The sequence below is a fragment of the Gilliamella sp. Pra-s60 genome (assembly GCF_009795755.1).
Lineage (GTDB): Bacteria > Pseudomonadota > Gammaproteobacteria > Enterobacterales > Orbaceae > Gilliamella.
The window spans coordinates 136,725-150,927 of record NZ_WTFA01000002.1 but is presented as its reverse complement, the minus strand read 5'-3'; the positions used below and the strand labels follow the sequence as shown (position 1 = coordinate 150,927).

The following is a 14,203-nucleotide window of genomic DNA, read 5'->3' as shown; positions in this document are numbered from 1 at the left end:
GGCTTAACATGAAATTGCGAAAAGTGATGATTATTGGCGTGGGTAATGTGGGATCAACAACGGCTTACACATTGGTAAATCGAGGTATTTGTGAAGAAATAGCACTCGTTGATCTTAATAAAGAATTAGCCTATGGCCATGCGCAAGATTTATTAGATGCTGCGGCCTATCGACAAAACATGATCAAAGTTAGCCTGCGTGAATCAACGGATTGTTCAGACATTGACATAGCTATTATCACCGTCACATCAGGCATTGCCCAAAAAAGTCGAGCCGAAGAACTTGCTGGCACATCTAAAATCATCGCAAGTATCGTGCCTAACATGATGAAAAGCGGATTTAAAGGCATCTTCTTAATTGCCACCAACCCTTGTGACGCGATTACTTATCAAGTTTGGAAACTATCAGGGCTACCACGCCATCGCGTAATTGGTACAGGGGTATGGCTTGATACCGTACGATTACGCCGATTATTAGGGCAACAAATGGATATTGGTCCACAAAGTATTGACGCTTTTATTGTGGGTGAACATGGTGATTCACAATTCCCTGTTTGGTCGCATTCATCGGTTTATGGCATTAATCTTAATGATTTAGAAAAAAACAAAATCGATTTTGAACAAATTGGCACTCAAGCTCGAAAAATGGGCTTTGAAATAGCTAACCGTAAACACTGTACCGAATACGGTATTGCCAGTACTATCACCGAAATCTGCCAACACATATTCACTAATAGCCACCGAGCCTTAGCGCTTAGTTGTATTTTAGACGGCGAATATGGCTATAAAAATGTTGCTATTGGTGTTCCTGCAATTTTAGATCAACATGGTATTAAAAAAGTGATCAAACTCGACTTTACCGAAAATGAAAAGCAACTTTTTGAAAAAAGCATCAATATTGTTAAAGGCTATATTGATCATATCAAATTACCGTAGCACAAGTTATTTTCATTATTGCTTGATTAGCCGCCACCTAATTAACCTCTTTTGGGTTAGTGCGGTGGTTTCGGACATTTGTCGTCTAGTGTTCAAAATGACGATAGTAACCATATTTGAATAATTACCGTTCAAAAAATCGGTCAGAAAAGGTATTGATTTTATTGAAGTTTTTGTTTAACTCTTTTCAAACAAAATCAACCACTTGCATAATTAGCATTAAACACCAACAACTAACAAACCCATAAAACCAATAAAAGCACACTCAGGATAACAAAACTTAACCGCAAAAAAGTGGTCAGGAAAGGTACTGATTTTATTAAAGTTTTTATAAGGCATTTTTATCAAACAAAACCACTCTCCCCAAAAAACCAAAGCAACGCACTCAACCTTCTAACAAATCTTTACAATAAATTAACAAAAAAAGTGGCAGATTATGCACCATCAAGTTATAATTTTCCTGCTTATTCAAGCAGGGAATCGCTCAAAAATAAAGCGAACAGATAGAAAAATAGAGAAAAAACAAGAAATTACTTGACAGGGAATAAAAATGCATTACCATGATTGGCATCTGGCATCTGGCATCTGGCCTGCCAAACCTATGCCCTAAATCTTATTGATTCGCACAGTGGTCAAAATAGAGCGCCACAGTTATTTTTATCATCGAAGTCATTTCGCGTAGCGAAATCGACGCCGTCATCGCGGTCTGTATTGGCGATGTCTTCGGAGAGTTCTTCAACAGCATCCTCGGTCACATCCTCGGCCATATTTTCGGCAAAATTATCGCCGATATCCAAGTGGTTATTAAAACCGCCATTGTTATTCAAACCGTCATTATTGTCTAAATCGGCATTATTCTTAGCGCCATTGTTGTTATTGTCATATACGCAGGATACAGAGGCGTTAACGGCTTATACATCAAGGGCTATCGAGGGGAGTGCGCCGTATTTAACGTTTGATAATGGGCAGACAAAATTAACGAATACAGACCGTTTATTGTCAATAAAGTTGCAGGATGGCACGGTATACACAAGGTCAACGAACCCATCCACACCAAGCAATCCAATCAGGTTGCCATATGTGGGGAGTAATTTAAGTCATATAGAGACGATAGTACCAGCATCAAGGAGTTCAATCACGATGAATGATTTGGTGAGTCAGGGATATTGGCGAGATGATGATGGAGACGGACAGGGGGTAGGTGGAGTAACGGCATCGGGGAGTATATCGGTGGCGTTTAGGGATAAAAACGGTAATACGGTTAATCGTACTGATGCATTAAGTATATGTAGTGCACCTTATAAGGTAACTTTAACAAGTACAGGTGGCACATTAAGTACGCAGTATGGGGTACCAAGGAGTAGTAGTTTTAGTGGCGCAACGGTGGATTATTATATTAATCCATATGATTATGCCGGTATTTGTTCGGTCAGGCCGAATCTAAAGTATGGCACAAGCTACTTTGTAGGCCCATCTAACATATGGAATCCTGACAAGGGCTTTTTAGTTCAGTCAACGAGTCCATCATCTTACGACAGGAACTTTCCTACTACGGGTGCAGATGGTTTGTATTTTGATTTGGATGTAGGGGGGTTAGATGTAGCTCAGTTAACTTGGTCTCCAGTCACTCATAGTGGAATAACAGCTACAGTATCGGTGGTAGCAGGTAATGATAGTTGGATTCCTAGTGTTGATAGAGGGAAACTGGTAGCACGGGTAATGTTGCGTGGTCCTAAGGCTGATAGAAGTCGAATAAGCTCAAGTAATCCAGGTCGAATTACCGTGCCATCTTTGCCACAGACGTTCGAGTTGGTGGGTAGAGGTAGTAATGGTAATGAGGTTCGTTATGGATTTGTGTTAAAGCAGTGGTTCGTCAATCGGGGTAGTCAAAAGAAACCTTATAGTGACCAATCAGCATGGTGTAATCGTTTGGGTTATCGGATGCCTAGGGTAAGGGATTTAACCAATGCGGTCAGAACAGATAATCCTGCTATTTCAGGCGCAGCCCCTAGCTCATCTGTTAATTATTACAAGCGTCACATAGGAGCAGGATTTTTCACGGAGTGGGGCTACATGTACGACTACGCTGATGCGGGCTTCGTCAGCCACGACTACTGGACGAGCGACGCGGCGGGTGGCTACCAGTTCGTTGTCGCCTCGCACAACGGCAACGTCTACATCAACGGTGCCAGCGACTCCCGCTATGGGCTTTGCACCGCACCTTAGCTTTTAGCGTTTAGTTCTTAATCCTTAGGGCGCGGGGGCGATTATGGTGCCTGAGGGGATAATATAACAAAGAATAAAGCCCCCGCGTAAGTTGGGGCGTTTCCCTTAGGGTTGCGTTGTGGCGCTTTAAAGCGGTGGTCTATTTTTAGTACGGCAAGGTTTCGGACGTTTTGACCTTTGGTGAACAAAATAGCTACAGTGACAACGTCCGAGCAAAGGGAATTAAAGCGAATTCCCTTTGCAAACCCACGCTTTGGCTACAGAATGTGGCCTTCGGCTGCCCCGACGCCGACGCTCGGTCTTAACGCACCGTTTGTGGACGCGTTCCCGACGCACCACAAACTCGCCAAACATCCCTGTTTGGTGTGCTAACCTCGCTCTGTTGTCGGCACATTCCGACGCCGTAACAAGACAGACAGCATAACCTTAGGTATTTTTTTTGAGTTGTTTTTGTGTTAAAAAACACTGCAAAAACCCCAAAAAAGCGGTCAGGAAAGGTATTGATTTTATTGAAGTTTTTTCTGTCCGCTTTTTTGAATATAAACCTCTCCAAACCCTTTTTTTTATGATAATTTAAAATTCAATAAAATCAAAGTGTTATAAAGAAGCTTAAAAAAAGGGTTTTCAAAGCCAAAATTGTTGTTTATCTTTATATAACAAGATTTATCAAATCTTGAGTTCTACCTTAACGCCGTATAGGCGGTTTAGAAAAATATTTCGATTATTGGATTTTTGTACACTCACCTTAACGCCGTATAGGCGGTTTAGAAATGTGCAGAGGGCTCAAGAACAAAATCATTTACCCTTAACGCCGTATAGGCGGTTTAGAAATCGACTATCATTATATTTATCAGTCATCCGCTCCTTAACGCCGTATAGGCGGTTTAGAAATGTTGGATGGTTGTCGTGGACTGAAATAGCACCCTTAACGCCGTATAGGCTTTAATAAAAAGTAAAGTTAATCAAATAATTAAAAAACAATCGGCTATGCTATCTGTTTTATTCCGGCGTCAGAATGTGCCGACAACAGAGCGAGGTTAGCACGCCAAACAGGACGTTTGGCGAGTTTGTGGCGAGCTTGGAGCGCTTCCACAAACGGTGCGTTAAGACCGAGCGACGGCGGAGGACAAATTTGTCTGGAACAAATTTGAACATCTGAGCACAGCGAAGATGGCCTCGTAGAGGCGAGTATCAGGATGATACGAGTAATGCCGAAGGCCACATTCTGTAGCCAAAGCGTGGGTTGTCAGGGAATTCGCTTTAATTCCCTGACTCGGACGTGGGCACTGTAGCCATTTTGTTCCCCCAAAGTTCAAGCGTCCGAAACCACCGCACCTAACCCATTCTATCCACCAACAAAAAAAGCATCATTTTGATAAAAAATCGGCCAGAAAATGTATTGATTTTATTGAGGTTTTTATTTTTACTCCTAGACGATAAAACAACCAATTAAATTTAATATAAACAAAAAATTACAATTCTTTAAGAAAAAAAAGTGGTGAATTTGTTTTTGACAAGTTAAGCTTTAATAGAATTAAAAAGAACACACTATAAGTGAGTGATAGTTTATAAAAAAATCAAATAAAACAATAAATTAATTGACGGAATAAGTATTATGCGATATCATGGTGATGTAAGGCAACAGGCAACAGGCAACAGGCAACAGGCAACAGGCAACAGGCAACAGGCAACAGGCAACAGGCAACAGGCAACAGGCAACAGGCAACAGGCATGGCAGTCCTATATTCTAAATCTTTTTCAAGATCACGGTAGTCAAAAACAAACTCCATTTCTATTTCCATTATCAAAGTTATTGAGCTTAGCGATATTATCGAATTTATCGGCTAGGTTGTTATCAAGGTTACGATTTCTAGCTTTTTTATCTAAGTCCTCATTGTTTTTGGCAGCATTGTTTTTATCGTATACGCAGAGCTCACAGGCATTGTCAGCAAGTACAAATCATACCATTTATGGTAATGCGCCGTATTTAACGTTTGATAATGGTCAGACAAGAATAACTGATATAGATGAATTACTGTTTATTACGTTGCCAGATGGAACAAAATTAACGCCGTCGACGAATCAATCAAGTGCGACAAATCCGATAATATTGCCGTATGCGGTGAATAACTTTAGTCATATTGATTTGATTGTTCCGCCATCCCAGAGTTCAATCAATATAAATGATTTTGTTACTCAGGGAAATTGGGGGGATGATGATGGCGATGGACTTGAAGTAAATGGTGTTTCCGCATCGGGAAATATATCGGTATCGTTTACGGATAAAAATGGTAATGCTGTTAGCCGTAGTGATACATTAAGCATATGTCATGCCCCTTATAGGATAAGATTAATTAGTTCTGGTGGTGATTTAACTACACAGTATGGCATGCCAAATAGTACTACTTTCATTGGAAAAATGGAGGATTATTATATTAATCCATATGAAAATGTAGCTATTTGTTCGGCCAGACCGAATTTGGTATATGGTGGTACTGACATTAGTGTTTGGGACGCCCCATCCTATGCCGGTCCTGCTAACATATGGAGCTCTGAGAAAGGTTTTTTTGTTCAGTCTAGAAGTTTGTCGTCTTATGGTTTAAATTTTCCGTCAACGGGTTCAGATGGTTTGTATTTTGATTTGGATATAGTTGGATTAGATGCAAGTCAGTTGAGTTGGACAGTTAACACAAGTGGTATTATAAGCGCAACGGTGAGTAGGAGGTTGCCAGTCTCAGACCCAAGTCATTCTGACGTTGATGGATGGATTAGGGATAAATCCAAATATGTAACACGGGTAACGTTGCATGGTCCTAAAGCTGATAGTAGTCAAATAAACTCAAGTAGTCCAAGTTCACTTACACGTCCATCTTTGCCACAAACGTTTGAGTTGGTGGGAAGGGATAGTAGTGGTAATGAGGTGAAGTATGGATTTGTGTTGAGGAAGTGGTTCGTCAATCGGGGTAATCAAAAGAAACCTTATAGTGACCACTTAGCATGGTGTAATAGTTTAGGGTATCGTGAGCCGCAAGTAAAAGATTTAACTAATGCGGTCTTAATAGCTCAGGATGCTTCTGTTATTTCGGGTGCTACCCCGTTGGCACCTCATAACGGTTACCAGCGACGAATAGGAGCAGGTTTTTTTACAGAGTGGGGTAATGTAGGTAATTATGTTGATTTTGGAAGCAGTGGTTCCTACTACTGGACGAGTGAGAGTGATACATCATCAATTAACGTTGCTAAATTCATTGTCAATGGCGGTGATGGACGTATAAGCTATCTCACTCCTTACTGGTACAGCTATACTGTTTGTAGCACACCTTAGGTTCTTAACCCTTAGGGTGCGGATAGCTTATGGTGAAAATAAAGAGTGATATAGCAAAGAATGGAGCCTCGTAGTAGGGAAGATTGGTGTTGTTGTAATTAACCAACACAACAACGCCTTTTTTAGTTTACCGCATTCTTTTTATCAAAAATAGGTCAGTAAAAATACTGATTTTATTAAAGTTTTTGTTTCCTCCATAGACGATAACCCCTTGAAGTCTGTGTTATAATATTTCTCACCTTCAAAACTAAATTATGAGGAGGAATATGATATGCCATATAAAAAACGTGAAGATTTACCTGATTCAGTGCGCCATGTTTTACCTGAACATGCGCAGGATATTTTTAAGGAAGCGTTTAATAGTGCGATTAAAGAATACCAAGATCCACTTAAACGGCGTGATGATAGCAATCCCGAGACAATTGCTTTTAAAGTGGCTTGGGCAGCTGTTGAAAAGGTTTACCACAAAGATGAAGAGGGTAAATGGGTATCTAAATAGGTATTTATTTGATAAATATGATTAACTAAGAATTTATTATACTTTTAATTTTTCATATAGCATGAAAATTTTATATTTTAACAATAAAAAAACCCGTCATTTGAACGGGTTTTTTTGTATTTATTATTGGATGATTATTCAGGAATAATATCAACAATAACTTTAGCAAAAGCTTCGCTGTGTACTTGGAATAACACTTCGTGTTCACCAGTTGTACGTAATACACCATTTGGTAAGCGAACTTCGCTTTTTGATACTTGAATACCACGCGCTTTAACTGCATCAGCGATATCACGCGTACCGATTGAACCAAATAATTTACCTTCATCACCAGCTTTAGAAGTAATAGTTACTTTACCAAGTGCATTGATTTGAGCAACGCGTTCTTCAGCTGCTTTTAAAGTTTCAGCAAGTTTCGCTTCTAGTTCAGCACGACGAGCTTCAAAAAATTCGATGTTCTTTTTAGTCGCTGCTACTGCTTTACCTTGTGGGATCAGGAAGTTACGCGCATAACCCGCTTTAACATTAACTTGATCACCTAAGCTGCCTAAATTAGCAACTTTGTCGAGTAAAATAATTTGCATTATATGTTCCCTCTGTTGCTAATTACTGATGGTTGTCAGTGTATGGTAATAATGCCAAGTAACGAGCGCGTTTGATTGCGCGAGCTAGTTGACGTTGGTATTTTGCGCTAGTACCTGTGATACGGCTTGGTACAATTTTACCACTTTCTGTGATATAGCTTTTTAATAAAGAAACATCTTTATAATCAATTTCTTTAACGCCTTCTGCAGTAAAACGGCAGAATTTGCGACGACGGAAATAACGTGCCATTTGGCTATTCTCCTAATAGTTTAATTTGGTCAGCATGTAAAACAAGTTGGCTTGTTTTGTTGCGTTTAGTGTGGGTGCTTATAAATCCACTAACTAAAACGTTGCTGCCTTTTTTTATGTAACTTAACTCATGTTGTCCACTGGCTATGACGGGCATGACGCACCATGCTTGCCTTGTGAGTTCTGCTTCAATTTGTTCAGAAACATGTTCTAAATAAAACTGGCAGTGCGATATCCCACTTGGACTGACTTTTCGTATCGGGGTTTTGACAACAATTCCCGATAACGTTAAACGATTATTCTTCGGAATCATCGTCCATGTTTGTTTCGTTAAAATCTTCATCAGAGCTACGACGCTCATCTTTCGCTTTTAACATTGGTGAAGTTTCAGTTACAGCATGTTTAGTACGCATAATTAAACTGCGAATTACCGCATCATTAAAACGGAAGTTATCTTCAAGTTCGTTAACCGCTTCTTGAGTTGCTTCAACATTCATTAACACATAATGTGCTTTGTGCAGTTTTTCGATAGGATAGGCTAATTGACGACGACCCCAATCTTCTAGTCGATGGATTTTGCCACCATCAGTGGTTAACGTACCAGTATAACGTTCAATCATACCCGGTACTTGTTCACTTTGATCTGGGTGAACCATAAATACTATTTCGTAATGACGCATTATCGCTCCCTACGGATTAATCAGCTTTCTGTCGGGGCAACCGCAACCCATTGAAAGCAAGGAACATGAAAATAGGCGGTTGAAATCGACGGGGCATTATATATCAAGTTATTGGATTTGACAATGAATATGCCAAGATTTTTGGTAAGACAGTGTCGCTTTTAGTTGATAGGAAGTATCTGTTTTTATAAATGTTTTTATGAAAACCTTTTTAAAAACTTCAATAAAATCAATACCTTTCCTGACCGATTTTTGTGGTTGTAAAAATGCGTTGTAAAATGTAACGATTTCTATACATTTTTGTTAGTAAAATATGATATGCTTTCGCGCAATGGAATTGGTATTAGTAGATGTTTGTATAACTATATATTAAGAGGAAAGGTTTGATGGCTCAAGAAACTATTTTTAGCAAAATTATTCGACAAGAAATTCCCGCTGATATTGTTTTTCAGGATGATAAGGTGACAGCATTTCGTGATATTTCTCCCCAAGCGCCGACTCATGTGTTGATTATTCCAAATAAACTGATTCCAACCGTTAATGATATTCAAGAAGAAGATGAAGCTATTCTTGGGCATATGATGGTGGTTGCTGCTAAAATTGCCAAGCAAGAAGGCATTGACGAAAGCGGTTATCGTTTAATTATGAATTGTAATAAAGATGCAGGGCAAGAGGTTTTCCATCTTCATATGCATTTATTAGGCGGTAAAAATTTAGGTCGATTAATAGGTTAATCATAATATGAAACAGATCAAGCGTATATTTGTTGTTAGCTCATTAGCTTTTTTGTTGGCGGGTTGTCATCTTCTTGGAAACTCTCAAAAAGCCGAAGTAAAACCGCCTGTTGATGTTAATCAACCTGATGATACAGGCGTGATTGAAACGCCACCGCAAATTGTTCGACAAACTGATTGGCATTCAATATTGTCGCCATTTATCAGTAAATTAGTGACCTCATCATCTTTAGACTCAGATAATAAATTGCTTTTAATTAGTGATATTCAAAACCGCAGTGGTGATTATCTGGCTAGTAATAAAATTGATGATGTATTGCATCAATTAATGCATAAACAAAACACGTTCACGGTAATTGATCAACAAGCAATAAGCCAAGCTAAACAATCACTAGGTATTTCGGCTGATGACAAGCTTGTATCACGAGGTAAGATGATTGGTCTAGCTAAATCGATAAATGCAAATTATGTCCTCTTTACAACAATTTATAAAGTGCCAAGTGAAAGTGCTGATGCCGATTTAGCTATGGAATTACTTTCAACAAAAAGTGGCGAAATTCTCACTAGAGTTGCGTCGAAAGATTTTTCAAAACCGTCTGATAGCAATAGTAATGCCAATAGTAATACACAATCAAAGCAAATCGGAGATAATCAATAATGGGGCCGTTGTTGATTGATGTTGATGGTTTAACATTAACCCAAGATGATAAAAAGTTGTTACAAAATCCATTGGTGGCAGGGGTAATTTTATTTAGCCGAAATTACCAAAACCCTACGCAACTAGCCGAATTAATTAAACAAATTAGAGCAGCTAGCTCACAACGTTTGTTAATTTCGGTCGATCATGAGGGGGGGCGCGTTCAGCGATTTAGAGAGGGGTTTACGGCAATTCCTCCTGCGCAATCGTTTGCGGTATTTAATGATCTTGAACAAGCAAAGTCTTTGGCTTTTGATGCGGGTTGGGTTCTTGCTATGGAGCTAATTGCGTTTGATATTGATCTAAGCTATGCCCCTGTTTTAGATTTGGGACATGATTGTCTAGCCATTGGTACACGTTCATTTCATCAAGATGCTGATATTGCTTATCAAGTTGCTTCTGCCATGATTGATGGTATGCATGCTGCAGGGATGAAGACAACTGGCAAGCATTTTCCAGGGCATGGACATGTGATTGCCGATTCGCATAAAGAAACGCCTGTTGATCATCGTGAAAAATCGTTGATTGAGCACGATATGCAGATTTTTGCGAAGCTTATTGCTAATAAACAACTCGATGCGATTATGCCTGCTCATGTGATTTATCCTGCCTTTAATGATAAACCAGCGAGCGGTTCGTCATTTTGGCTTAAAACTGTGTTGCGCAATCAATTGCAGTTTGAGGGGGTGATCTTTTCAGATGATTTATCTATGGAAGGTGCTTCAGTAATGGGCAATCATGCTGAGCGAGCGCAGGCTGCATTAGCGGCTGGTTGTGATCTCCTTTTGGCTTGTAATAATCGGCAGGGGACGATGGCTATTTTAGAGCAATTAATGGCGTTAGATAAGGTTAGTCCGCTAACATCAGATAAAGCAAAATGCTTATTAACCCGTACTAAAATCACTTATGCTGAATTAATAAAAAATCCTAAGTGGCAAAATCGCCGTGATAATTTAATCAAACTTAATGAGAAGTGGGCAAATTATGCAAGTAGCCATCATTGAAATTGATCATCATCAACATCTGATTGCGTGTAATGATACCGCTAAGGTGTTGTTGGGGCATAAGGCTTTGGTATTAAAACAACCTTTTGATTATCAATCGATTTTTAGTTTTGATCATACCGTTAATATTGATGAGCAAGATGATACGATTATTGTTTTAAATTCTCAGTATTTTTTATTGCAAAAGGTGATGGAATCATCCAAAACAGTATTTATTTTACAATCCATTGATTATTTAAAAAGACACTTATCAAAAATAACCGTGGCAGCTTGCCATGCTTTTGATATCTTTGCGACCCAAAGCGTGGTTATGCAAAAACTCATAGCACAAGCGAAAGTGTTTTCTATACAGCGAGAACCGTTATTAATATCTGGCGAAACAGGTACTGGTAAGGATTTATTGGCTAAAGCTTGTCATCAATATAGCCCCCGTGGTGATCAGACTTTTTTAGCCTTAAATTGTGCAGCCATGCCTGATGATGTCGTTGAAAGTGAGTTATACGGTCATGCAGCAGGCGCTTATCCTGGTGCAATTGAGAGCAAAAAAGGCTTTTTTGAACAAGCCAATGGTGGCTCAGTATTGCTTGATGGTATTGATGAGATGTCGTTTCAAATGCAAACTAAGTTATTGCGTTTTATCAACGATGGCTATTTTCGTCGTGTAGGGGATGATAACGAGGTTTATGTCGATGTTAGAATCATTTGCGCAACGAAAGTGGATTTAGCCGATTTGGTCGAACAAGGAAAATTTAGAAAAGATCTTTATTATAGACTAAATGTGTTGTCGCTTAATCTACCTTCTTTACTAGAACGCAAAGATGATATAGTTCAACTTACTAGTATTTTTGTGAATGAATTTGCCAATAAACAAGACATCACACCACCAATAGTTGACGATAATGCTATTGATTATTTGAAGCGTTATTCATGGCCGGGTAATGTAAGGCAACTTAAAAATATCCTTTATTCTACATTGGCACAATTGAAAACGCCTAAACTAACGGCTAAAGATATCGTATTACCAACTTCGATGCCATCGCAATTGTCTTGGACTAACGATATTGAAAATAAAACGTTAGATCAAATGACCAAACAATTTGAGAAAGAGGTTTTATTAAAACTCTACGACGAATATCCCAGCTCAAGAAAACTTGCCAAAAGATTAGGTGTATCGCATACGGCGATAGCGAATAAGTTACGGGATTATGGGATAGGGCGGTAGGTTTGTTGAATCATACTAAAAAGATTTTAATTACAGGTGGTGCTGGATTTATTGGATCGGCTGTTATTCGGTATATTATTGAGGACACAAGAGATTATGTTATTAATATCGATAAATTAACTTATGCGGCAAATTTGCAATCACTTGCAATAGCTTCTAACAGTGAAAGATATGCTTTTAAACAAGTTGATATTTGTAATCGGCAAGAATTGGAACGTGTATTTCAACTATATCAACCCGATGCTGTAATTCATTTAGCAGCGGAAAGCCATGTAGATACATCAATAACAAATCCAATTGTTTTTATTGAAAATAATATTATTGGTACATTTACGCTTTTAGAGGTCTCTCGGCATTATTGGTGTAATTTATCAGAAGAAAATAAAAATAATTTTCGGTTTATTCATGTATCAACTGATGAAGTGTATGGCGATTTAGGCGGTTTAGAACAACCTTTTACAGAGGCAACTAATTATTCGCCAAACAGCCCCTATTCGGCGTCTAAGGCTTCAAGTGACCATTTAGCTAGAGTGTGGCATCGAACTTATAACCTACCGACAATTATAACTCATAGCACAAATAATTATGGACCTTTTCAGCATGCTGAAAAATTAATTCCGTCTATAATTTTAAATGCATTAGCAGGTAAACCTATCTCTATTTATGGCAGTGGCTTACAGATTCGTGACTGGATATATGTAGAGGATAACGCTAAAGCTTTATATACCATTTTAGTAAATGGTAAAATTGGCGAAACTTATAACATTGGTGCAAATAATGAGTATACAAACTTAGATACTGCCCAACTTATTTGTTCAATGATGGATAAACTTGTTCCAAAATACCAAAATGGTATAAAACGATATCAAGACCTAATCCAATTTATTGCCGATAGACCCGGTCATGATTATCGATACGCTATCGATTCGTCTAAAATTCAAAGACAATTAGGTTGGAAGCCAAAAGAAGAATTTGAGAGTGGATTGAAGAAAACCATTGAATGGTATTTAAATCACATAGGAGTAATAGGATAAATTTATGTTACCGAGTGTATCAATTGTAGTGCCAGTTTATAACGTAGAAAAATATTTGCAGCAATGTTTGGATAGTATTATCAATCAGTCATTAACCAATATAGAAATAATCTGTGTAAATGACGGTTCTACCGATAATTCACTTGCTATTTTACAAGAATATGCTGATAAAGATTCGAGAATTCGCATTATTGATAAGTTAAATAGTGGTTATGGTCATTCAATGAATATCGGTCTTCAACAATGTGTTGGCGAATATATAGGCATTGTTGAATCTGATGATTTTGCTGAGCCCAATATGTTTGAATTGCTATATAAAGTAGCTGTTGAAAATGATTTAGATATTGCAAGATGTCATTTTTTTACTTTTATGCAAAAAGATAGCTCAATTAAAAAAATTGACTCACATCAAATGGAAAGTAATGTTTTAATTAATCCTCAAAATGATTTATCTCCATTTTTACAGTGGCCATCAGTGTGGGCTAATCTTTATAAGCGATCATTTATTCAGAAAAATAACCTGAAATTTTTAGAAACACCCGGTGCATCATATCAAGATACGGCATTTAGTTTCAAAGTCTATGCCTGTGCAACAAGAATGATGCTTATTGATACTCCATTAATTTATTATCGAATACATGATCAGTCATCAATAAAGAGTAAAGATAAGGTATTTTGTATTTGCGATGAATTTAATGAAATAATGACTTTTTGTAAAAATAAAAGTTTATATGAAAAACTAAAATTCTTAATTTGTCATCTTCAATACAAAAGTTATAAATGGAATTATAATCGATTAGAAATGCCTTATCGTTATCAATTTCTTTTACAGATGTCTAAAGAAATACGTGAAAATAAACAAGTTTATTGCAAAAAAAATCCTTTTTTTTCTTTTAAAGATATTAAAAAAATTTTGGTTATTCGATTTTTACCGTTATTGTATAAATATAGGAGGAAGCTGTAGATTTTATATAGACTTTAGATTTTTTAAAAAAATCACGAGTACTACTAAT

At 37.9% G+C, this 14,203-nt stretch carries 14 protein-coding genes and 1 CRISPR repeat array; of the genes, 10 read left to right on the top strand and 4 right to left on the bottom strand.

Annotated elements, in window-relative coordinates; translation table 11 throughout:
- The first annotated feature begins 8 nt into the window (after positions 1–8).
- The 4 genes from GQ596_RS02315 (at position 9) to GQ596_RS02300 (ending at position 6,985) form a co-directional block, all read left to right on the top strand.
- Positions 9–935 carry an L-lactate dehydrogenase gene (locus GQ596_RS02315; protein WP_160400070.1) on the top strand — a complete coding sequence of 309 codons (927 nt, stop codon included), beginning with the start codon at positions 9–11 and terminating at the stop codon, positions 933–935.
- 564 nt (positions 936–1,499) lie between these two features.
- Positions 1,500–3,161, top strand: a complete 1,662-nt coding sequence (locus GQ596_RS02310) for a hypothetical protein (protein ID WP_160400069.1) — start codon at positions 1,500–1,502, stop codon at positions 3,159–3,161.
- A 683-nt stretch (positions 3,162–3,844) separates the two neighbouring features.
- Positions 3,845–4,112: direct repeats of the CRISPR family, unit length 28 nt; unit sequence CCTTAACGCCGTATAGGCGGTTTAGAAA.
- A gap of 664 nt (positions 4,113–4,776) precedes the next feature.
- On the top strand, positions 4,777–6,486 hold the full coding sequence (locus GQ596_RS02305; RefSeq protein WP_160400068.1) for a hypothetical protein: 1,710 nt from the start codon (positions 4,777–4,779) through the stop codon (positions 6,484–6,486).
- A 271-nt stretch (positions 6,487–6,757) separates the two neighbouring features.
- The gene (locus GQ596_RS02300) at positions 6,758–6,985 is read left to right on the top strand and encodes a ChaB family protein (protein WP_160400067.1); all 228 of its coding nucleotides are present in this window, start codon (positions 6,758–6,760) and stop codon (positions 6,983–6,985) included.
- Positions 6,986–7,119: 134 nt separating this feature from the next.
- Here GQ596_RS02300 and rplI read toward each other — a convergent pair whose 3' ends face one another.
- Genes rplI through rpsF form a run of 4 tightly spaced genes read right to left on the bottom strand, consistent with a single transcriptional unit; the run spans position 7,120 to position 8,499 of the window.
- On the bottom strand, positions 7,120–7,569 hold the full coding sequence (gene rplI / locus GQ596_RS02295) for a 50S ribosomal protein L9 (protein WP_160400066.1): 450 nt from the start codon (positions 7,567–7,569) through the stop codon (positions 7,120–7,122).
- Between the two features lie 22 nt (positions 7,570–7,591).
- Positions 7,592–7,819 (bottom strand): 30S ribosomal protein S18, encoded by a 228-nt coding sequence (gene rpsR / locus GQ596_RS02290; RefSeq protein WP_025314965.1) that lies wholly within the window; start codon positions 7,817–7,819, stop codon positions 7,592–7,594.
- A gap of 4 nt (positions 7,820–7,823) precedes the next feature.
- Positions 7,824–8,132: a primosomal replication protein N gene (gene priB / locus GQ596_RS02285; RefSeq protein WP_160400065.1), complete on the bottom strand. Its 309-nt coding sequence runs from the start codon at positions 8,130–8,132 to the stop codon at positions 7,824–7,826.
- Positions 8,116–8,499: a 30S ribosomal protein S6 gene (gene rpsF / locus GQ596_RS02280; RefSeq protein WP_160400064.1), complete on the bottom strand. Its 384-nt coding sequence runs from the start codon at positions 8,497–8,499 to the stop codon at positions 8,116–8,118. Before rpsF ends, priB begins: the two co-directional genes overlap by 17 nt.
- Positions 8,500–8,885: 386 nt before the next feature.
- On the opposite strand from rpsF, the gene GQ596_RS02275 reads away from it, so the two are divergent.
- The 6 genes from GQ596_RS02275 to GQ596_RS02250 are packed head-to-tail and all read left to right on the top strand — an operon-like array spanning position 8,886 to position 14,154.
- Positions 8,886–9,233 carry an HIT domain-containing protein gene (locus GQ596_RS02275; RefSeq protein ID WP_065626141.1) on the top strand — a complete coding sequence of 116 codons (348 nt, stop codon included), beginning with the start codon at positions 8,886–8,888 and terminating at the stop codon, positions 9,231–9,233.
- Positions 9,234–9,240: 7 nt separating this feature from the next.
- Positions 9,241–9,891 carry a hypothetical protein gene (locus GQ596_RS02270; protein WP_160400063.1) on the top strand — a complete coding sequence of 217 codons (651 nt, stop codon included), beginning with the start codon at positions 9,241–9,243 and terminating at the stop codon, positions 9,889–9,891.
- Entirely contained in the window at positions 9,891–10,934 is a 1,044-nt protein-coding gene (gene nagZ / locus GQ596_RS02265; protein ID WP_160400062.1) for a beta-N-acetylhexosaminidase, read from the top strand. Before GQ596_RS02270 ends, nagZ begins: the two co-directional genes overlap by 1 nt.
- Positions 10,897–12,156, top strand: a complete 1,260-nt coding sequence (locus tag GQ596_RS02260; RefSeq protein ID WP_160400061.1) for a sigma 54-interacting transcriptional regulator — start codon at positions 10,897–10,899, stop codon at positions 12,154–12,156. The genes nagZ and GQ596_RS02260 overlap by 38 nt, the downstream gene beginning before the upstream one ends.
- 5 nt (positions 12,157–12,161) lie before the next feature.
- The gene (gene rfbB, locus GQ596_RS02255) at positions 12,162–13,190 is read left to right on the top strand and encodes a dTDP-glucose 4,6-dehydratase (RefSeq protein WP_160400223.1); all 1,029 of its coding nucleotides are present in this window, start codon (positions 12,162–12,164) and stop codon (positions 13,188–13,190) included.
- A gap of 4 nt (positions 13,191–13,194) precedes the next feature.
- Entirely contained in the window at positions 13,195–14,154 is a 960-nt protein-coding gene (locus GQ596_RS02250; protein WP_160400060.1) for a glycosyltransferase, read from the top strand.
- The last annotated feature ends 49 nt before the right edge of the window (positions 14,155–14,203 follow it).

Coding starts and splice junctions, on each gene's coding strand:
- GQ596_RS02275 (WP_065626141.1), top strand. CDS start 8,886: ATGGCTCAAGAAACTATTTTTAGCAAAATTATTCGACAAGAAATTCCC.
- GQ596_RS02300 (WP_160400067.1), top strand. CDS start 6,758: ATGCCATATAAAAAACGTGAAGATTTACCTGATTCAGTGCGCCATGTT.
- GQ596_RS02270 (WP_160400063.1), top strand. CDS start 9,241: ATGAAACAGATCAAGCGTATATTTGTTGTTAGCTCATTAGCTTTTTTG.
- GQ596_RS02305 (WP_160400068.1), top strand. CDS start 4,777: ATGCGATATCATGGTGATGTAAGGCAACAGGCAACAGGCAACAGGCAA.
- GQ596_RS02315 (WP_160400070.1), top strand. CDS start 9: ATGAAATTGCGAAAAGTGATGATTATTGGCGTGGGTAATGTGGGATCA.
- nagZ (WP_160400062.1), top strand. CDS start 9,891: ATGGGGCCGTTGTTGATTGATGTTGATGGTTTAACATTAACCCAAGAT.
- GQ596_RS02250 (WP_160400060.1), top strand. CDS start 13,195: ATGTTACCGAGTGTATCAATTGTAGTGCCAGTTTATAACGTAGAAAAA.
- GQ596_RS02260 (WP_160400061.1), top strand. CDS start 10,897: ATGAGAAGTGGGCAAATTATGCAAGTAGCCATCATTGAAATTGATCAT.
- rpsF (WP_160400064.1), bottom strand. CDS start 8,499: ATGCGTCATTACGAAATAGTATTTATGGTTCACCCAGATCAAAGTGAA.
- rplI (WP_160400066.1), bottom strand. CDS start 7,569: ATGCAAATTATTTTACTCGACAAAGTTGCTAATTTAGGCAGCTTAGGT.
- priB (WP_160400065.1), bottom strand. CDS start 8,132: ATGATTCCGAAGAATAATCGTTTAACGTTATCGGGAATTGTTGTCAAA.
- rpsR (WP_025314965.1), bottom strand. CDS start 7,819: ATGGCACGTTATTTCCGTCGTCGCAAATTCTGCCGTTTTACTGCAGAA.